The sequence below is a fragment of the Arthrobacter sp. Y3224055 genome, from assembly GCF_059090825.1.
The window spans coordinates 937,720-956,391 of record NZ_JBNHGB010000001.1 but is presented as its reverse complement, the minus strand read 5'-3'; the positions used below and the strand labels follow the sequence as shown (position 1 = coordinate 956,391).

General features: G+C 60.9%; 17 protein-coding genes. 5 read left to right on the top strand and 12 right to left on the bottom strand.

From position 1 onward, the window contains the following. Positions 1-616: 616 nt before the first annotated feature. The gene (locus AC5RTY_RS04590; RefSeq protein ID WP_494139081.1) at positions 617-925 is read right to left on the bottom strand and encodes a hypothetical protein; all 309 of its coding nucleotides are present in this window, start codon (positions 923-925) and stop codon (positions 617-619) included. Positions 926-1,147: 222 nt separating this feature from the next. On the opposite strand from AC5RTY_RS04590, the gene AC5RTY_RS04585 reads away from it, so the two are divergent. The 4 genes from AC5RTY_RS04585 to AC5RTY_RS04570 all read left to right on the top strand — a co-directional run bounded on the left by AC5RTY_RS04585 (position 1,148) and on the right by AC5RTY_RS04570 (position 5,219). After that, complete coding sequence (locus AC5RTY_RS04585; RefSeq protein ID WP_494139080.1) at positions 1,148-1,537, top strand: MobC family plasmid mobilization relaxosome protein; 390 nt, start codon at positions 1,148-1,150, stop codon at positions 1,535-1,537. 2 nt (positions 1,538-1,539) lie between these two features. Beyond that, positions 1,540-3,171 carry a relaxase/mobilization nuclease domain-containing protein gene (locus tag AC5RTY_RS04580; protein ID WP_494139079.1) on the top strand — a complete coding sequence of 544 codons (1,632 nt, stop codon included), beginning with the start codon at positions 1,540-1,542 and terminating at the stop codon, positions 3,169-3,171. A gap of 30 nt (positions 3,172-3,201) precedes the next feature. Next, the gene (locus AC5RTY_RS04575) at positions 3,202-4,434 is read left to right on the top strand and encodes a hypothetical protein (RefSeq protein WP_494139078.1); all 1,233 of its coding nucleotides are present in this window, start codon (positions 3,202-3,204) and stop codon (positions 4,432-4,434) included. 92 nt (positions 4,435-4,526) lie between these two features. Beyond that, positions 4,527-5,219 carry a hypothetical protein gene (locus tag AC5RTY_RS04570; protein ID WP_494139077.1) on the top strand — a complete coding sequence of 231 codons (693 nt, stop codon included), beginning with the start codon at positions 4,527-4,529 and terminating at the stop codon, positions 5,217-5,219. Positions 5,220-5,451: 232 nt separating this feature from the next. Here the strand turns inward: AC5RTY_RS04570 and AC5RTY_RS04565 are convergent, their stop codons facing one another. Both AC5RTY_RS04565 and AC5RTY_RS04560 read right to left on the bottom strand, forming a co-directional pair. Beyond that, the gene (locus tag AC5RTY_RS04565) at positions 5,452-6,609 is read right to left on the bottom strand and encodes a helix-turn-helix domain-containing protein (RefSeq protein ID WP_494139076.1); all 1,158 of its coding nucleotides are present in this window, start codon (positions 6,607-6,609) and stop codon (positions 5,452-5,454) included. After that, the gene (locus tag AC5RTY_RS04560) at positions 6,587-7,195 is read right to left on the bottom strand and encodes a hypothetical protein (RefSeq protein WP_494139075.1); all 609 of its coding nucleotides are present in this window, start codon (positions 7,193-7,195) and stop codon (positions 6,587-6,589) included. The genes AC5RTY_RS04565 and AC5RTY_RS04560 overlap by 23 nt, the downstream gene beginning before the upstream one ends. 133 nt (positions 7,196-7,328) lie before the next feature. Here AC5RTY_RS04560 and AC5RTY_RS04555 point away from each other — a divergent pair, with 133 nt between their 5' ends. Next, a complete protein-coding gene (locus AC5RTY_RS04555; protein WP_494139074.1) occupies positions 7,329-8,135 on the top strand; it encodes a hypothetical protein in 807 nt (268 codons plus the stop codon). A gap of 296 nt (positions 8,136-8,431) precedes the next feature. On the opposite strand, the gene AC5RTY_RS04550 is transcribed toward AC5RTY_RS04555, so the two are convergent. The 9 genes from AC5RTY_RS04550 to AC5RTY_RS04510 all read right to left on the bottom strand — a co-directional run bounded on the left by AC5RTY_RS04550 (position 8,432) and on the right by AC5RTY_RS04510 (position 18,374). Then, a complete protein-coding gene (locus AC5RTY_RS04550; protein WP_494139073.1) occupies positions 8,432-8,707 on the bottom strand; it encodes a hypothetical protein in 276 nt (91 codons plus the stop codon). 93 nt (positions 8,708-8,800) lie between these two features. Then, on the bottom strand, positions 8,801-9,787 hold the full coding sequence (locus tag AC5RTY_RS04545; protein ID WP_494139072.1) for a DUF2599 domain-containing protein: 987 nt from the start codon (positions 9,785-9,787) through the stop codon (positions 8,801-8,803). A 655-nt stretch (positions 9,788-10,442) separates the two neighbouring features. Further along, complete coding sequence (locus tag AC5RTY_RS04540; RefSeq protein WP_494139071.1) at positions 10,443-10,874, bottom strand: nuclear transport factor 2 family protein; 432 nt, start codon at positions 10,872-10,874, stop codon at positions 10,443-10,445. Between the two features lie 51 nt (positions 10,875-10,925). Beyond that, entirely contained in the window at positions 10,926-12,254 is a 1,329-nt protein-coding gene (locus AC5RTY_RS04535) for an SLC13 family permease (protein ID WP_494074862.1), read from the bottom strand. A 43-nt stretch (positions 12,255-12,297) separates the two neighbouring features. Next, on the bottom strand, positions 12,298-13,512 hold the full coding sequence (locus AC5RTY_RS04530) for an NADH:flavin oxidoreductase/NADH oxidase (protein WP_494139168.1): 1,215 nt from the start codon (positions 13,510-13,512) through the stop codon (positions 12,298-12,300). Further along, positions 13,407-14,588: a thiolase family protein gene (locus AC5RTY_RS04525; RefSeq protein WP_494139070.1), complete on the bottom strand. Its 1,182-nt coding sequence runs from the start codon at positions 14,586-14,588 to the stop codon at positions 13,407-13,409. The genes AC5RTY_RS04530 and AC5RTY_RS04525 overlap by 106 nt, the downstream gene beginning before the upstream one ends. Then, positions 14,585-15,016, bottom strand: coding sequence for a Zn-ribbon domain-containing OB-fold protein (locus tag AC5RTY_RS04520; RefSeq protein WP_494074865.1), 432 nt, complete (start codon positions 15,014-15,016; stop codon positions 14,585-14,587). Before AC5RTY_RS04520 ends, AC5RTY_RS04525 begins: the two co-directional genes overlap by 4 nt. Then, positions 15,013-16,647: an AMP-binding protein gene (locus AC5RTY_RS04515; RefSeq protein WP_494139069.1), complete on the bottom strand. Its 1,635-nt coding sequence runs from the start codon at positions 16,645-16,647 to the stop codon at positions 15,013-15,015. The genes AC5RTY_RS04520 and AC5RTY_RS04515 overlap by 4 nt, the downstream gene beginning before the upstream one ends. After that, positions 16,644-18,374 carry an FAD-dependent oxidoreductase gene (locus tag AC5RTY_RS04510; protein ID WP_494139068.1) on the bottom strand — a complete coding sequence of 577 codons (1,731 nt, stop codon included), beginning with the start codon at positions 18,372-18,374 and terminating at the stop codon, positions 16,644-16,646. Before AC5RTY_RS04510 ends, AC5RTY_RS04515 begins: the two co-directional genes overlap by 4 nt. Positions 18,375-18,672: the final 298 nt, after the last annotated feature.

Here is an 18,672-nt window from a genome sequence, read left to right as displayed (position 1 = left end):
TTGTCAAGGGCCGTCATGGGTGAACTGCTCCCCGAAAGTTGGACTGAGAAATACAGTTCCGACTCCGGGGAGCAGTTTTATGCATGCATGTACTTCGTTATCCGAGGATCAGCGCGAGGCCGCTGTGGCGGGCGCCGAGCCCGCTCAGCACCTCCTTCTCGGCGGCTGACCGCCATTCGTCGCGGCCACCAGGAAGCAACAAAGTGCCGCGCTCCCGGTGGGGTAAGAGGCACACGCGGTGGGACCCGGGGCGTTATGCTTTGCCGCGTCGGACGTCCGGGTTCGAGACAACGTTCCTTTGTCCGAGTAGCGGAAAAGGGTTGGCCCGCAAGCCGGCCCTTTTCTGTTTGTTCACGCCCCCCTCGGTCGGCGTTGTCCACGGCTGAAAGGGGCCAGCCCGGCATTGCCGGCGGGCCGGGCGCAGGGCGAAGCCCGCCGCTGGCAACCGCCCGGAGTGGAGGCTGTGCATGACCGCCGGGGTGCGGTGGTGGGTGTCGGGTCCGGTGGTGAGCTGGCGGTTGTGTGCAGCCGGTCGGCTGGGTCCCGTCGTCCAGGTGTGTGCGGGAAAAGCCCGGAGGATTTAGCTTTGCCGTGCACAGGTGGGCGAGGGGAGATGCTACTGGTTGGCGGGGGTGGCGCTCGCTGTGCGTGCCTCGGAATCGTTGGCGGCGGAGCGGTTGGCAGCCTTCCTGCGGCGGCCGGCCGCGCCGGATTCGAGTCCGAGCTTCTTGAGTTCCTCGGGGCTCCAGCCGTCCTTGGTGGCGCGCACGTAGGCGCGCTTGTCGTCGCGTTCGGCTTCGGCGAGCTGTTCTTTGAGGTCGGTGATCCGTTGGCGGGTTTTCACCAGTGCGGTGACGGATTCGATGCGTGAGTCCAGGAGTGCGCGGGCCTGGTTGCGTGTCTTCTCAATATCGAGGGTAGCCATGGAGCCAGCCTAGCCGGACGGCACGACAGGTCCGACTCATGGCCCCCACCCCGCCCGACCCCCGACGACCGCCGAAAATCTGCCCTGGCGAAGCAAGCTATACACTTACACCGGTGTAAGCGGTGAAACCTTTCGACAACGTGTTGTCGCTCGGGCACACTGGTGAGTGTGGTCCCCGTTCCGGGGTCGCTGCGCTGGGCTGTTGATGGGAAGGGGAGATGGGTGACCGAAGAGGATTCCTCCCGCTCCCGGCTCTCGCGCCGGCGCCGCGCAAACGCGCCGGCCGGGACAAAGAAACGTCGCGATGTCTGGGTCACAGCGGAAGAGGAAGCCGCCCTCCTCGCGCGTGCGGCCAGGGAGCGGGTGACGGTGCCCAACCTGATGATTTCCGCAGCGTTGGCGGAGCATTCCGATTCGCCGACCGAGCGCCGCACCATTGCCGCGGAGTTGATGTCTCTGCACAACCTGCTGGCACGATCCTCGAACAACATCAACCAGCTTGCGCGGCAGGCAAACGCCACCGGCGAGTTCCCCGCTGAAGCCCGCGAAGCGCTGAAGTTCATCCGCTCTGTCGCCATGCGAATCGACGACGCCATTGACGGACTGGTGTAGAGATGATCCCGAACATTACCCGCGGTTCGCGGATGGCCGGGCTCATGGTCTACCTGGCCTCTACGGACACCGACAAGACGAAGAACGCACACACGGAGCCGCATCTGGTGGCCGGGGATGCGGCCATCATGGCCTGGTACGACGACGGCGTTCTGGACCGCGACGATGCCCTGGCGATCGCCAAGCATCTGGACCGGCCGCGCAAGGCGTTCGGAGTTTCGGTTCAGATCAAGGACATGCAGTGGGATGCGGCCAGGAAGGAGCGCGTCCACGTCGGTTACAAGGACGCGAGCGTGTGGCACTGCTCGCTGAGCCTGCGCGCAGAGGAAGGCGCGCTGACCGACCAGCAGTGGGGGGATATTGCGAACGACTTCGTGGACGCGATGGGCTTCACCGAGGCCAGCGGCAAGGCCCGCTGCCGGTGGGCCGCGATCAATCACGGAACCAGCGAGAACGGCAACCACCACATCCACATTGCGGTGTCGCTGGTCCGCGAGGACGGCACCAAAGCCTCCACCCATAGTGATTACCAGCGGGCACAGAAAACCTGCCGGGAGCTGGAGGTCAAGTACGGGCTGGAACAGCTCTCCACGGTGCACGCCGCCCGTGGCTACGATCGTGCCGAGAAGGCCACCGCGGTCAGGGATGAGCGCGAAATGCACCGGTCCTCGCTGGCACGGAAGGTGCGCGCCAGCGCAGGCGCCTCGGTCTCCGAGGCGGAGTTCGTCCGCCGCGCCCGCGACACCGGGTTACTGGTCCGGCCGCGCTACGCGAAGAACACCACAGACGTCATTGTCGGGTACTCAGTAGCCGAACGGCCAAAACCGGGGGAGCGGCCTATTTGGTTCGGTGGCGGCACCCTCGCCTCCGACCTCAAGCTCACCGCCCTGCGGGAAGGATGGATGGACTCGCCACAGTTGGCGATGGAAGCTGCAGCCGAATGGAACGCAGCTGCACGCAATAAGCGCAAGGTGTCCAGGACCGGCCCCGAGAAAGCAATACCGCCGGCAGAAATGTGGGTGGAGTACACCCGCAACGCAACCGCACTGGTCGAGCAGCTGCGGGCACTGCCGCATGATGATCACGCCACGTGGGCGAAAGCTGCACGGGAAGTATCCGGTGCATTTGCGGCATGGTCGCACCGCCTGGAACCAACGCCCGGACCGCTGGCGGCCACTGCGGCTGAACTGTCCCGCACAGCCCAGCTCCGCGCACCCAGGGCACACGGAAAACCCGTCCCCCTGCCGTCCATTGCCGGGACGGCGATGCTGTTCATGGCGGCCTCGTCCAAGAACAAGACGGCTGCCCAATCGGCGCTCATGCTGCAGCTGGTCAACACTGCCTACGCCATCCACGAAATGCACCAACAGTCCGGACGAACGAGAGAAGCGCAGCGGATCCGTGCCATCGTCACCGAGCAGCTGAAACCGTTCGCAGCGTCCATGCCCCGACCTGCCACGGCAGGCTCACCCGAGCAGGCAGCACCCGGGCAGAGGACTGTACCGAAGTCGGTGGAGCTCGGCCTTCGCGGCATGGCACCCACCCGTCCAGGGTCGGCCGTGCCGACCACTCCAACACCAGCAAGAACCCACCACCACACAGGGCGCGAGCCCGGACCTGTGCTCGACCGATAAAGAACCACGCCAAGGGATAAGGGAAACACCATGAGTGAATCAGACGGAATGGATGATGTCCTGGACAACGGCATGCGGCAGACCCTGCTGATGGCGTCACGCATCGCCGAAACACTCGCCCGGCGCCGGCAGGAATCCTTACGGCAGCAGGAACACCAGGACGCCCAAGCAGCACACGAAGCCGGGACACGCCTCGCGGCCGAGCGCAGTGCCGCACGCGCGGCACTGGCACCGGTGGAGAAAGACCAGTGGTGGGACAAAGCCCAGCCCCACGACATTGCCGCCGCGCATGCCGTCGCAGAGGGCTGGAAAGACCATGACCCCACCGCCTTGGCCGCCTCGGAAAGAATCCGTCAGGAAGTCCTGACGCGCTACGCCATCGACACACACGACATCGGTGCGGATGCCGCCTATCTGGAGTCATATATCCAAACCATCACCACGGAAAAGGCCCGGCAGGACGCGCGGGCAGCCAGCCAGGACGAGACGCGCAAGGCGGCCGCCGAACACGAGAAGGCCATGGTGCTGCTCGCAGCGGCCCGGGCCGAAGAACTCCGCGCCCAGGCAGAGAAACTGGCCCCGGAAATGGAACGCCACCAAGTACCCGTCGAGTACCTGGCCAACCCCGAGCTCGCCCGCGCCCTGCAACGGGCCCACAACGCGAAAACCCCCAAAGCCGTTGCCGCCGCCGAGACCGAGATCAAGGAACGCCTGTTCCTCATCGGCAAGGACGGGATCAACGGACCCGACATAGACCAGCTGCGCCAAGAAACCACCGCCACCGTCAACGGCGCCGACGACTCACACTTCAAAGATCCCGCCTTCGTCAAAGCCGCCAAGGACATGCGCGAAACCAGGCTCCTGGCAGAGGCCGGCTTCACCGGCTCCCAGTCCGCGTCGATGGAACAGCGCTACGAGAGAGCCGAGAAGGAACTCTTCACCCGCCTCGAAGGCATCGGCCGCGACATCGAGAACCGCGTCACCGGCGACGACAGCAGCCGGCTCAAAGACCAAGGCCTCAGCACAGAAACCGCTTCGTCCGCCGACTACGGCTCAACCGAGCGCCAAAAAGCTTTCGCCGCATCCCTGGCAACAACCGGGGCCAACGAAACACAAATCCGAGGCCGCGCCGCCGCGGAACGCGGCGAAGGGACGCACCCCAGCACGGCGGTCACCATTGGCAAAGGCGCAGTCAAGGCCAAGAAGACCCGCGCGGGGGCACCAGTGGGCGCGGAGAGGGCCAAGAGCGGTCCCGCCAGATAAGGCCGGAATATGAAAGGGAGAACGCTGATGCCGCCACGCGCGCTCGACGCCCTGGAGGGACTTGACTGGGCGGTCGTGGAAGAATCGCAGACATGGGGCTCAGCAACCAACAGGGCACGTTCTACGACATCTCCGAGATGCCGATTATGGGCCGGCTGGATGAGACAGTAAATGCAGAGATGATGTCTGATGTCGCAATCATTCGGACCTACATCCGCGCCGAGGCAGCGGCGGCCGCGGCGGTCGCAGCGGCACCCGGTCGAACGCTTCCGTCCATCGCCCGGCAAGTCCTCACCTCGGTCTGGGAAGCGCCGCGCATCGGTTTCCACGAACTCGCCCTTGCCCGGACCGGCTTCCGAAAAGGGCACTTCAACAATAAATTGCTCCTGATTCCTTGGTCCGTCGAGGCCTTCGAGCAATGGAAGTCAACCATCTCCGTCAGGGGACTGGTGCTTGAACATGTCACGCCGATTGACTGGATGTGGCAGGAGCTAAAAAAGCTCGACCTCGACTCGGACGAGCCCGACGGTCTAAGGGACGACGAGTCATGGGGAACTGTCGCCGCCAGCTTTCTGATCCACCACTACATGGTGGCTGTGCTGACCGGCGAGCAGGCAAAGGCCATTGATGCCAGTGGTCTCAGGAAGACCGGGTTTGCGCTGAACCCGTATCTCCGCTATCGCCAAGCCGAGCGCCTAATGGACCTAGACCGCGCGCAAGGCGAGGAGAGGCCGGCCTTCAGCGTGAAGAAGTTCGTAATCCCGGGACCGCTGCCGATGGCATAGCGGGCGAGCTGCCTAGGCTCGAAAATTTGAGGGGTTGGGCAGCTGAGAGTGGAGGTCATAGAGAGGCACGAGGCTTTGCAATATGGCGACGCAACTGGCTCTCGCCCAAGCCCGTCGGAGGGGACCACCTTTCTGGTGGTCCCCTCTTTGTGTGGGTGTGCGTCTACAAGGCGTTACCGGTGGATTGGCCCGTTGACCCGAAGCCTCCTCCTGGCTGCACGTTGTACTGAGATTACCGCCCAGTCTTTTTTTGCAAGGAACCTGCGCTGGGAAACAGTGGAACCACATTGGAAGCGGCCTGAGCATTAGCCGTTGTTATCCTAGGTGCCTCATTGTTTTGAGACATCGCACCAGGCGCCCATTGCTGTAGGAATCTAGGCGATGCGCCGAGCGCCCAAGAGGCCTTGAGATATGGGCTTTCCCCAAATTCCTTGACAAGCAGCTGTCGAAGCAGGACGGGGCGCTCGGGTCTTACGTCAACAGGTTCCTCTTTTCGCCAGCCCTTATAGGAAATCTGTACCATCAGTGATTTTCGGCGGCTGTCGGATATGAGCCCGAGAGCATGTGCTCGGGCAACGATGGCTTGAATGGAAACACCCCAGGTTGCTTTTAGTGCTAAGTAACCATTCAGAGAAAGGGTCTCGGAGACGGTCTGTCGCATGGCCTCATACGGGATTAGCAATGCGCCGGCGAAGCGATGTGCCTCTCGTTCCTTGATCTTTTCTCCGACGTCCGGTCGGCGACCGTGAAGGACGATATGTCCGAGTTCATGCGCCTCGGTGAACCGCTGTCGGTCTCCTGGCTTACCCGACACGTAGGCGATTACTGGCCGCTGAATTCGCTCGGAAGCTCGTGACGCGCCATCGTGTCCTTCAAGAACTCCGTCTTCGACGGCAGCCACGGCCGCGACGACGATGCCACGGCGTTCCATGGCCCGGGTGAGGTTGAGGATCGGGTCCTGCGGTTCTAGTTTGAGTGCTGCTCTGGTCTGAGCAGCTAGGACTTCAATGTCGTCGCCATCAATGTCGTCCTCTGCCTGGGGTAAGGGTGTAAGACGATAGCCGATTCGGTCGCATAATTCTGCCGCCACACGCTCGAGTTCTTCGAAGCGAGCGATTGATGAATCTCGGCTTATAGCGGACGCCCCCGCCAGCTTCCGAAAGGACAACGTCCCGGAAACCGCTGGCGCCACTTGGTCGAAGAAGGAGACAGGCGTATTTGTCGCAGCCGCAATCTGCGCCGCTGCTGAGTCCGTTACAGTGCGATCTCCGCGCTCCATAAGAGATATTTGAGGCTGACTGATCCCGGTGGAGGCCGCAAGTTCTGTCTGACTCAGGCCTAGAAGGCGACGCAAGGTGACTAAGCGCTTACCCCGCTGCTCCTGTAGCACCGTCGCTCTCCTCCTCTTTATCGATATCAATGATCAGGTCTTCGTCGTGATCCTCGCCGACAAATTTCAGTTCCTCGAAGGCGGTTCGAGTGGGTGCCAACTCCATGCTGAAGTCGATGGCTATCCGTCCTGAATACTTTCCGGGCTCTAGCGGTCGGACGGCGCGGATGTTGAAGGTTCCGTCCTCCCCTGGTGACCAGAGGAGGAGCAGCTTATGAAGCGGGGGAGCGTCGAAGAGGGAGTCAATACCGAGGTCGAGCATTGGGGTGTTCCGCCAGAAGGCACGCCGAGCGTGGTTGTGTCCCGCGTGCGGGACTGCTGGTGCAGGCGGGCGTCCATCTTTCAGGAAGCGGAGGACCAAATCGCCCGTGTTGTTAACGAACTGGAGCTGTCCCATCATGTTTGGATTTCCTCCCAGACACCACCCTTCGACACCGACCATGGAAAGATGCTCTCGGACCCCGAGCCGCATGATCCCAGAGCGTAGGAATGACATATTCCCAGCATTCTTGTAGGCAGGGAGATGCGTTCCTGCGTCCTGGGCGGCCGTTGCCAGGGCCTCGTGAAGGGGTTCGGTCAGCGTCATCAGTTCAGCGTGGAGATGGAGTGCAAGCTGGTGGTCTGGCGACGTCATATTCACGAGTCCTTTCAATGGCTTGCAATAATATTACATGAAAAATTAACTTCCGCAGGACTCGTCCAATGAACAGAGGGGAATCGTGGCGAACTTAGGGGCGCAGGGCAACGATGACGCGAAGGAAACCTTTGCGAACCTGGCAAAGGATCTTGAGGAGAGAATCCGTCAGCACGATGAACTTCGGGACGAAGGGGATTTTCGTGCCGAACAAAAGCGGTTGAACCGGGTTACCACCAGTTTCATTGACGCCGTGCGAGCCACGGCTCTTGCTTGCACCCGTGACCCTGACTCCGCCCGAAAGTTGCTGCAGTTTTCGATGGATGACTTCATCGAGTCGGCACTGTCGATTCGCATGCTGGGAGAACAAGGAATTTTCAACGTTGGCCGACGAGAGCTGAGATACATGCTTGAAGTTGGAGCGAAAGCCGTTTACGTGGACGAGCGGCTCCCCGGAAGTGCGTCCTTGGATGAGCGCCTGGCGTATTTGGCCACAAACAGCAACGTTCCGCGGTCGTCCATCAACGTGGTTGACCAACTGCCCCTTAGGCTCTTGCCCGATCCGGAGGAGTTTCGCAGGAGCGTCCACAGCGCCTTCGGCGCTTTGAGCGGCTACACGCACGTTTCGAGGAGGATGCTGGACGAACGAGTAAGACGTATTTCACGAGGGGAAGGTGTGGGCTTTGAGCACGCAAGTACGCTCCGGGTGTTCAATGCGCTGGTCGCGCAAACCTATGACCTGGTGCTTGCCATGATCCTTGAAGGTGTTGGACCGATGTTCGCGGGAGATCTCTGTATGTACGTTTTTGACTATGAAGAGCGGTGGCCCTACGCCAAGACGCGGTACCTCAGCCAAATTTCCGCGGGCTTCGACTATAAGCGCACCACCTGACCACAACAATTCTTATCAACCGATTAGGTTGACGTAACGGAGGTTATCGGTGTTCAAAGCAGGGGAGTAGAAACAGGTGAGAGAATCCGTCTCAGCGTGTTTTCGCGGGTTTTTCCATGTAAGGCATGGGTTGGAACTCCTTGCGAGCCAAAGGTCGTCCAAATAGCTGGCGCGTGGCTCCGGGCATGAGCAGGGTAATCTCTCATTTAGATGAGAGATTCTCAGCGTGGGCACCCGAGAACAAGCGGACCGTCAACCTGCCACAGACCATGTTTCCGCTTCCGGTCGCAGGTTGCCTATGAATTCTTGGTTGCCTTTCTTCTATTCATTAGCGCCAGTACAAGCAAAATAGCGCCCAAGGCAAATATGCCTGCCCCGAAGAGAATCAGAGCTTGCTCGCTTGGGTTCAACTCCACGACTCGGCGGAATACTGCTGGGTCCAGTTGATATTGAAGGTCCTCCAGATGCATGAAGCGGGAGAACCTTACCGTCCACATGATGAATTCGATCCCGAGGCCTGCAATCATCAGGGCCACCCCCATGCCGATCATCGTCTGGATTTTGCTAGCCATTTGAGCCTCATCGTGTTGAACGGTCCTGCCGCTGAGCTGCCTGGAAATGAGCTGGCAGCTCAGCGGCAAACTAGTGAAGCCAAGTCTATATATCTAGGACCAGGCGCCGTCGTAGGGGTTGCACTGGTACCTGGAAAGTGACTCAGCCCAGTTGATCGTAGGCCGCCACGACTCCATGTTGTACTCAGGCAGGGACAACGGGTATCCAGCTATGTGGCAGTAGAACTGCTCTTGAATGCTGTTTGTCCACCGGTAGGCGTTTGAGCCAAGCTTGGTGCGGACCTCGTCGCGGTGTGCCCACCAGATTGTTGCGTTTCGCTCCTGCTTACCCCACTGAGTCGGCGTCACGTTGATCGCGTACCCCTTGGAGGGCCACGTAATATATGGCTTGTTGTAGAGGTCTATTCCGAGCCAAGGGTCAGCAACAACTGGATAAGCAACTTCACTCATTGAGGGGTGGTCCACGACCTGGACAACAGATGTTCCCTCCACTTGGTACCGTGTAGGGATTTGTTGTCCAGTGGAATCCTTAGCCCAAGGGGCGGCCACACCGCCGAGGAATTTTCCATCGGCGGAAACGATGCTGACTCCTCCATCCTCGCGTAACTCCAATGAGGCCCCTTTAGCGACATTGAGGTCGTAGCGATACGTGGACGGTGCTGCTGCAGAGGAAATTGTTGTCGCGATCTGCAGCGATCCATCTTCCTTGGGGATCGCGCTCGTGATGCTGCCATCACGATTGTCGAACTGAACCTGCCCATCTGAACCCACGGCGGCTTTAGCTTTCTTCCCTGGCGACGGCAGCTTAACCTTGATCGTTGAATTGCCTGACTGGATGATCGCTGGTCGGGACGAATCTCCCGGAAGCGTAACCCGGCCATCTCCCATGGCCGCAGTCAGCCCACCGTCAGCAGTATCGTGAAGATCGTCCGCCAGCAATGAGCCCGTAAGCACCTCAGGTGCGATTCTCGCCAATGAGGCGTTATCCCCTTGCTCCGCCTGAGCAGGCGCCATGCCAGCGAGCAGTAACGCGCCAATTACACCTGCCGACATAGCGAAGCGCCTATTGAAATAATCCATTTTCCCCCCTACTAGATAGGTGAATCGTATATTCACCTAGGGAGAGTCCATAGAGAAGAATTGCTTCCGTCAATCAAACTAAAGCTCGGGAAGCTCGATGTTGCCATATCGTTACATGTAATTGTCGCGAGGAAATCGGGTGCGTGGGTTTGGCATCGGGATATAAATCAGAAAAGTACGGACGATGTCTTGGCCAAAGGATGCCCAGGAGGAGACGACAGCACCGCGACCCTGAACGTGAGCTTCTCCGCCTTTCCGTGGTTCACCGATGGACCATGCGGGACATGCCAACCGCAGCGAAGATATTCCAGGGCTCGAGAATAGAAAGTGGGGCCCGCCGCGCGGGCCCCACTCATTTCTGCCGGAAACAATGCTGCAGGGAGACTTTACCCACCTGGACCGCCTCGTTTGTCCGTGGTGACGCACTACTCGATCTCTTCCGCCTAGGCGGCTGAACTTCATTAGGCAGGGTTCGACGTTCCTACACCAGCCGGTTCACCTCCGGGCAACAATGTCCAGCTGTTCGGGCCCTCCGATGAAGCCGACTGGCCCCACAAGGCGTGTTGGTTGGCCCAACGCAGTCACTGTTTCATGATGGCTTACGGGACAGTTTCTGCGCGATGTCCCAAAGGCTCAGGCATGGAGCCGCCGCTGATTAGTCTGGCCGCACTCGTCGGAAAGCTACCAGCAGGCCTTCTGACGTGCGCGCCAGATCATCCTCAATCACAGTGATCCTATGCAGTTGTGGCGGCTGGCCCGCCTTCGTGCCGATGATTTGCAGGTAGGCGAGACACTTGAGGGAATCGCCCGACATCTGTTTCACCTGCAGGTTGGTGACCACGTGGCGGAGGACTTGATTGTTCAGGCGGCAATCTGCCGCGAATTGTTCGGCAAACCTGGTCAAGGCCCTCCGGCCCTCGGCAGGTGCCGGGTAGGTCGGGGAGCTGAAAATCCCGTCCTCTGTGAACGTTGCCGCCCACCCTAGGGCGTCTCCGGAATCAATGGCATGACTCTGCAAACCGTAGAGCTGATTTGTGGCCACGACGTCGTCGGTCGTAGCGGCGGTTCCGCGGAAATCAGTAATCATGTCGCTCCTGAGAAATTGTGCCCTTCCATGTCGTTCGCTCCTGCATCGTCTCTACAGGACGGTGAGAACGAGCCAGGCCAACGGCGGGCCCAGCAGGACCATTGCGCCAGCCCAGAGCAGCATGGATCGCATGAGTTTCGGGCGGGCTTCGGTTTCAACGGAGGCGAGTGAGAGCGCCCCGATGATGCCAATGGGACTTGCGTCAACGATCGTGGAGGAGATGGTCACCGGCCCGACAACTGACAGGGTGCTCATCTCGGGACCGATTAGCGGGGTGGCCAGCTGCAATGATGCCCCGATGGTGGTGATCGACGACGCGAAGGCCGAGATGATGCCGCTGAGGAATGACAGTGCCAGGACAGAGGCGACGTCAGAGCCCATGCTCGCCAGCAAGTTGCTGATGGCATCGACAGCGCCGATCTCCGTCAGCACGCCGAAGTACACAAGAACGCCCGCCAGCATGAGGATGACACCCCAGGGCATCTTGCCAACGAAGGAGTTGTCCTTGCGTTCGAAGCACAGGGTCAAGGCGAGGCCGAGGCCCAGGGCCGTGTATCCGATATCCCACCCGAGGCCCAGAGCCAGCACGACCAATGCGATCAGAGCCGTGATTGTGGCCAGCTGATACCGGTTGGGCCGGGGATGTGCCAGCTTTGCGCCGGTCCCCGCGGCATCCTGTTCGCCTTCGCCGCCAGACCCCCGGGAAGCGATGGGGGCCGAGTGCGCTCCTCCTGCGCCGACAGTGACCAGCTCGGGCTTCGCCATGACGACTCGCTTGGTGCGCACAAGCTTCAGTCCCCCAAAGGCGAGGTAGGCGACAGTGGCGACGGCGCCGTTGACCACCAGATGACTCAGGAACAGCTGCATGGTGATCGGGTCGATTCCTGCATCGGTGAGCACCTTTGCAGTAAACACGCCCGGCGTGGCAAGGGGACCGAAGTTACCGGCCAGAATGCCATGGATCACCATGATGGCCATGAGGAAGCGGTTGATTCCGTGGTCCCTGGCCAGGCGCATGGCAACGGGAACAATCAGTGCCGCGACGGCCGGCGGGTAGGCTCCGATCGCCGTGGTGGCCGCGGCCAGGCCGAAGAACAGGAACGGGACCACCGCGACCGATCCTCGGACCAGCCGCAGTAGCGAGTCGACGATGTAGTCCATCGTTCCGCTGGACTCCACTACTACGAAGAAATAGGTGATCCCGGCGATGAGGATAAAAGTCCCGCTGGGGAATGACTTTCCGATGACTTCGGGGGATACATTGCCAAGGAAAGCAATTACTGACGCTGCGAACAGCATCAACAATCCCATGTTGATTTTCCATACTGACGCGATCACGAAGATCGCCAGCAGCATGACGACTGCCAGAAGGATGAGCATGAGTCCTCCGATATGGGTGGATAGGTGTGGGTTGGATTTGGGCTTATCGAGCCAGGTGGCTCCAGGACTTTGGGGGCTCGAAAGTGCTGAGGCGGGCTCGGGAGTATTGGTAGGGGACCTCTAGTGTGTGCCCGAGGTCCTCCGCCGCTGTCCACGCCCAGTGCGGATTGTGGAGGTGTCCGCGTCCGATGCCGACGAGGTCCACGGACCCGCGGCTGATGAGTTCATTGGCGAAACGGGGATCGTTGAGCAGCCCCACGCCGATCACGGGAATGCTCACCTCGCCGCGGATCAGCTCGGCGGCCGGCACTTGGTAGCCGGGGGATAGAGGGATGTCTCCCCGGACGTTGCCCCCGGAGCTGACGTGAATGTAGTCGGCGCCCCGGTCCTCGAGGTCACTGGCGAAGCGGCTAGCTTCGTCCGGGGTGATTCCGCCTTCAGCCCAATCTGTTCCGTTGATCCGGGCGCCGACTGCCACGTCCTTGGGCACGGACGCTCGAACGGCCTCGAATACCCGAAGGGGGAAGCGTGCACGGTTGTTGTAAAGGCCGCCGTAGGCGTCCGAACGTTGATTGGCCAGGGGCGATAGGAATGAACTCAGCAGGTATCCATGGGCAGCGTGCAGTTCGATGAGATCGAATCCTGCCTCGACAGCACGGTTTGCGGCCGCTACATGCTGGGTGACGATGCGGTCCATGTCTGCCTCGCTCACCGGGTGCGGCGTTGGCCACCGGTCGGAGACGGGTACCGGGCTGGGGCCGATGGTCGGCCAGGACTGGCCGGGGCCTAGTGGCCCGGACCCGGATGTGCGAGGACTGTGAGAAGAGGCTTTGCGGCCTGCATGCGATAGCTGGATTCCAAGGCGGATGTTTGAGTTTGCCTTGACGGATTTGACCAGTGCCTCGAGAGCCTTTGCTTGGTCATCCCGCCACAGCCCCAGACAGTCGTGAGTGATGCGGCCTTCCGGGGCGACTGCGGTTGCCTCCATGATGAGCAGCCCGGCACCTGAAAGGGCGAGGCTGCCAACATGAATGAGGTGCCAGTCGGAGGCCAGCCCGTCTGTGGATGAGTACTGGCACATAGGCGGAATCACGATCCGGTTGGGTAGCACCGCCGTACCGATGTGGATAGAGTCAAATAGGTGGGCCACTCTTAGTCCTCCCTCATGAGCAGTGCACAGCCGAGCCCGTAGGCACCCATGCTGATGGCAGCTACGTCTGGTTCGTTTGGGACCTGGCGGGCTCCGCCGCGGCCCCATAGTTGGATGCATGCTTCGTGTAGGTGGCCGAGGCCATGTAGGCGGCCGGCGGAGAGCTGGCCTCCACCTGTGTTCATGGGGAGCTCGCCTGCCAAGCCGATGTTGTGCCCACCTTCGATGAAGGGGCCGATGGCGCCCGGGGGACAGAAGCCCAAGGCCTCAAGCCAATGAACCGTGAGAATACTCATGCCGTCGTAGATTTCAGCCACCCTGACTGCATTCCTGGGGACTCGGGACCGTTCCCATAGCATTGCTGCGGCCTTCTCCGCGCCAAAAGAGGAGAGGCTCAGCGGGTCCCGGAGTCCGCCGGATCCCATGGCGGTGCCGATGGCTTCGAAACGGAGGGGCGGCCTGTTGAGGTGGCGTGCGTCGTCCACCTTTGATAGGACGAAAGCCACCGAGCCGTCGACCGGCACATCGCAATCGTAAAGTCGAAGCGGCCAGGAGATGACCCTGCTCGCCAGGTAGTCGTCCATCGACAGTGGGTCACGGTAGATGGCGGCCGGATTGCCTGCGGCCATACTGCGGGCGTTGACGGCCAAAGCGCCCAGTTGTTCCTCCGTCAGGCCATGGTCGTGCATGTACCGTTGCGCGTACGTTGCGTACCACGGGACGGGCGATTCAATCCCATAGGGCGCGGTCCACTCCCAGAATCCCCAAATTTCGTCTGTCGACCCGGCCCAGGCCTGGCGCTGTTTGTCGCGAAGCCTGGAGGTGGCCTCCGAGACGGTGCGGAATACCAGGACGTGTCGGGCCAGGCCGGCGGAAATGGCGCCAATTGCATTGACGATGGCGCTGAACTGACTGGGAGAATCCAGTGCGGCGGATGAATACCAGCTCACGTCCATTCCCAGCGCGAGCCGCAGGTCCTGTGCGCCAACGGGGGCAAAGCCCGGACCGGTGTTCGACGCCCCCGGATAGGTCGAGATTCCGTCGATGTCGGCAATGTTCAGCCCCGCGTCCGTGACTGCTTCAAGGACCGCGTCGACGGTGAGGCTGAGTGCGCTGGACTGCGCCGGGCGCGCCACTTCAGACAGCCCGATGCCGGTGATGGCGATGTTACGTTCTGAGATCATCGTTCTGTTTCTTCGTTGATGCGAAAGACCGGCAGCCAGGCTGAGCCCTGCTGGTGGAACAGCGTCTCCACCGCCCGACCGGTGGGGTCCTCGTCCTTAAGCCCGATGAGGCCGCCGAAGACGAACAGGCCGGGCTGCTCGATCAATTCGACATAGCCAACGCGGAAGGGCACCGGTTGGCCGGGGTACCAGGACTGGTTGTTCTGGGTCCAGGAAGCCACGTGCCCCACACCGCTGACCGCTCGGGCACTGAGATTCGACCGTCCATGGCAGGTCCGGCACACCGGGCTCGGCGGGTGCTGCCAGATGCTGCATGCACTGCAATGCTGAATGCGAAGCTCACCTTGGGCGCCGCCCTCCCAATAGTCCCTGGTTTCGGCAGTAACGCCGGGCGTACTGCGGCCGTGCGCCCACTCGTGAACAGTCACGGCAACCTCCGAAACTGCTGCTTGTTTTCCAACGAAGAGAAGTGTTCCTTGAGCTTGAACTTCTCAACCTTGTGGCTGGCATTACGGGGAAGCGAGGGCACAGGAATGTAAAACTCGGGATGCATGTAGCGCGGCAGCCGTGCCTCGCACTGGACCTGCAATGCGGCGATGCCGGCGGAAGAATCATCCAGGCACTCGACATACAGGGCGATCTCGTCTTCCTCCAACTCTGAGGGAACGGCTATGGCGGCCACGTCCCGAACCCCGCCCAAAGAGGAGACCAGGGATTCCAGCTCGAAAGCGGAGATGTTTTCGCCACGGCGCCGGATGACATCTTTCAGCCGGTCCTCGAACCACATGTAGCCGTCGGCGTCGATGCGGCAGAGGTCACCGGTGTGGAACCAGCCGTTGCGCCGGCTCTCCAAGGTTTTCTCTGGCATGCCGTAGTATCCGCTCGATTCGTTCCACGGGGCATTCGTCCGGATCAGCAGTTCACCCTTGACGTCGACGCCGACCTCAAGGTCGCGCTGATCGACGATCTTCGCGTCCATGGTTGGGCGGAGGCGGCCGGCCGATCCCAGCTTCTCCGGAGGATCATTCAGCGTGTATGCGTGGCTCGGCCCGTAGTCGGTCAAACTGTAGCCCGACGTGAAACGGAGCCCGAACCGCCGCTCGAAGTCTTTCGCGTAGGCCGGAAGCGGGACCGTCATGACCATGCGCAGGTCGTTATCGGCGTCGTGCGGATCGGGCTCCCGCTTCCAAAGGATTGCGGCCATGGAGCCGAGCAGGTTGGTTGCGGTGATTGAGTTGTCCCGGATATCCGCCCAGAACTTCGAGGCCGAAAAGCGACGGCGCAGGAAGACGGTAGAGTCTGCCCCGATGGCGCAGTTCAAAGCGCCCTGAAACGCATTGACGTGGAACAGGGGCAAGCAGATGTAGACCCGGTCCGTGGACTGGTAGCCAAACGAGATTACATGGCTGAACCCCCATAGCATCGCCCGAACATGAGTCATCATCACACCCTTCGAGGGACCCGTAGTCCCCGAGGTGTAATTGATGTAGCCGAGCTCCGTGGGGTCAACCCTCTCTACAGAGTTCCCTTGCCGGTTGCCGGCCGCACAGATTTCCTGGTGGGAGATTCCTGGGGTCCCCGACGGTGTCGGGGATTCCATCCAGGGGCCGGAGAACCCGATGGGAGTGACGTTCTCCCTGCGGGCGGTGACGGCCGCGGAGGGGTTGTTGGCATCGTGCAGGAGGAACGCGGCATCAGAGTTCGAAAGGTAGTAGGCCAGCAGGTCGTCTTTAGCCTGGGTATTGAGCGGAATGGCTACAGCCCCGAGCCGGCTCAGCGCCACATAGGTCAGGATGTGCTCGACCGCGTTGGGCAACTGGACGGCAACGTGCGTCCGGGGCCCCATCCCCTTCTGTTGCATCCATCGCGAATAAAGGATCGACTCTTCGACCATCCGGCCATAGGTGTATTCGGCGCCGGTGTCCAGGTCCACCAAAAAGACCTTGTCGGGGTCCGCCGCGGCGCGGGCAGACAACGCATTGAAGAGGGTCAGCTCTCCGAAATCGAAGCCGAGATGCAGGTCGTCAAGACGTGCCACCGTTGACGGGGTCGACGTCACTTTTCGGCCCCTTCCAAAACTGAATCCCGGAGCATCGTACGGATCACAGGCGGCTCCAGGTGCCGGCCCTCCTCGGAGGCCATGAGCCGGGACAAGCGGACGAACGAGTGCTGCAGATCCGTCAAAGGCAGATCATCCAGTGCTTTGTGATCCTGACGGGAGACCGAAGCGACAATCCTGTCAGGGCGTCCGTAGAGGACATCGCCCGCGGCGTTCAGCCCCAAGCGTTCAAAGACCGTCCGGCGTGGTGCCAGGACCACGTGGAGTTCCGGTTCGTCGGCCGGTGCTTCACCGCACGAAGGCGCTTCCATCCTTTGCAGTTGCAGTGAGACCATGTCGTCAGGACCGCTTAGGCCAGGCAGCATTGTGATGCTGAAGTGCCCTTTCGGGAGCAACTCACTCAGATACTTCGATTCCTGTGAAGCCGTGGCCACCACGAGTTCCCGCAAGGGGCGACCGACGCCACCGGGATTTGCGTCGTCGAGGGGAAAATCGGAGACGTGGGCCGCAGCATGACCATCGACTAGCTCCTTTAGCCGTGGTACTTCAGGAAGCAGGTCCATGACCGCACGACGAAGGAGCCGGGACTGTTCGTCGGCGCTGGTCATGAACAGGCATACCGGGGTCAAGGCCTGGAGCATGCGTCGAACAACATAGGTGCGCTCCCTTGAGTAGTGATCGAGCTGAATTGAATCGCCGGCCAGCGCCAGCGGAAGCCGCCAGGCCAGGGCGTTGACATCGCCGAAGCCCATGTTCAGGCCGCGCCCGCCGAAGATGGGGGATTGGTGTGCCGCGTCTCCAACGAACAGGACCCGGCCGTGACGGTAGCTGTCGAGGGTGCGCCCCATGGCCCGATACGTGGTGACCCAGAGAATCTCCGGATCGGCGTCGATGCCCATCATTGCCAAGTGCTGCCGCACCCTGGATTCGGCGGCCTCGGGCGTCGCGGCTTCTTCGGGCGTTAATCCGCCCGGCACCTCATAGTCCAGGCGCCAGATATCGAACGGCTGCGAATGGAACAGCGAAATTGAATTGGGGGCGTAGTCCGGGCCGATGAACAGGCGACGCCCGGATTCCAAGGGGTGGTCCATGGTGAAGTCGCAGATTACGAAGTTTGTATCCGCACCACGCTTGGGGATGATTTCCCGGTATTCGAGGTCAAGAGACTTGCGTGTGATGCCCCGGGCACCGTCCGCCCCAACGACATAGCGGGCCCGGGTCTGGTAGGAATGTCCTTGCACGTCGACCTGGACAGTCGCCGAATCATCCTGTTGGGACACGCCCGTAACCGAGTGCCCCCATCTGATGATGTCTTTGGCATCGTCGCCCAGTTTGCCAATCAGGATGTCTTCCAGCCAACACTGTTGCAGCAGGGCCAGCGAGGGCCACCGCTCGTTTTCTTCAGGGAGGAACTCAGTACGCCAGAGTTCCTCGTTGCCATGAAGGACGATGCTGCGCTGCCGTATCTGGGCCATTTTCAGGTAGTCGTCAGCTACGCCAATCCGGGAGAAGAAGCCGAGGCTCTCGCGATTCATGGTGATCGCACGGCTTCCATCGGACACCTGCGTCCTAGCTTCAAGGATGATGACGTCCAGGCCCTGATTGCGCAGCGATACGGCCAGGGACAATCCCACGGGGCCGCCGCCAACGATGGCCACATCGTGGATGACGTCCTCGTCGGTGGGCTCTACCGCTGAAACGGCGAACTGTTCCCATTGGTAATACATGAGCTGATTCCTCCTGAAGGTTCTGCCGCCGCGGTCGGACCACTTACCTGCTCGAGTGGTAGGAACACGTACCCCAAGACGGCAAGTGTGTGGTAGGCCACAAGAATTTACGTCGAGTCTGAACTATATTGAAGAGGTTGTCAATGTATGTACTACTTCGTTTCGTCGCACATGTGCTCTAACCCGGCGAACTAGTGCGGAAACTCAGATAGATCTGGAGTAGGCGACTCTTCAAGTCCTTTTTGTGGCTGCAAAAGTAATTTGGACACAACGGACTTTCCTCCTGATCCACACGAAC

What these genes read in the sequence shown, in the direction of transcription:
- AC5RTY_RS04590 (WP_494139081.1), bottom strand. Translation starts at nt 925, where the DNA reads ATGGCTACCCTCGATATTGAGAAGACACGCAACCAGGCCCGCGCACTC.
- AC5RTY_RS04580 (WP_494139079.1), top strand. Translation starts at nt 1,540, where the DNA reads ATGATCCCGAACATTACCCGCGGTTCGCGGATGGCCGGGCTCATGGTC.
- AC5RTY_RS04575 (WP_494139078.1), top strand. Translation starts at nt 3,202, where the DNA reads ATGAGTGAATCAGACGGAATGGATGATGTCCTGGACAACGGCATGCGG.
- AC5RTY_RS04570 (WP_494139077.1), top strand. Translation starts at nt 4,527, where the DNA reads ATGGGGCTCAGCAACCAACAGGGCACGTTCTACGACATCTCCGAGATG.
- AC5RTY_RS04560 (WP_494139075.1), bottom strand. Translation starts at nt 7,195, where the DNA reads ATGACGCTGACCGAACCCCTTCACGAGGCCCTGGCAACGGCCGCCCAG.
- AC5RTY_RS04550 (WP_494139073.1), bottom strand. Translation starts at nt 8,707, where the DNA reads ATGGCTAGCAAAATCCAGACGATGATCGGCATGGGGGTGGCCCTGATG.
- AC5RTY_RS04545 (WP_494139072.1), bottom strand. Translation starts at nt 9,787, where the DNA reads ATGGATTATTTCAATAGGCGCTTCGCTATGTCGGCAGGTGTAATTGGC.
- AC5RTY_RS04540 (WP_494139071.1), bottom strand. Translation starts at nt 10,874, where the DNA reads ATGATTACTGATTTCCGCGGAACCGCCGCTACGACCGACGACGTCGTG.
- AC5RTY_RS04535 (WP_494074862.1), bottom strand. Translation starts at nt 12,254, where the DNA reads ATGCTCATCCTTCTGGCAGTCGTCATGCTGCTGGCGATCTTCGTGATC.
- AC5RTY_RS04530 (WP_494139168.1), bottom strand. Translation starts at nt 13,512, where the DNA reads ATGGGGCCGCGGCGGAGCCCGCCAGGTCCCAAACGAACCAGACGTAGC.
- AC5RTY_RS04525 (WP_494139070.1), bottom strand. Translation starts at nt 14,588, where the DNA reads ATGATCTCAGAACGTAACATCGCCATCACCGGCATCGGGCTGTCTGAA.
- AC5RTY_RS04510 (WP_494139068.1), bottom strand. Translation starts at nt 18,374, where the DNA reads ATGTATTACCAATGGGAACAGTTCGCCGTTTCAGCGGTAGAGCCCACC.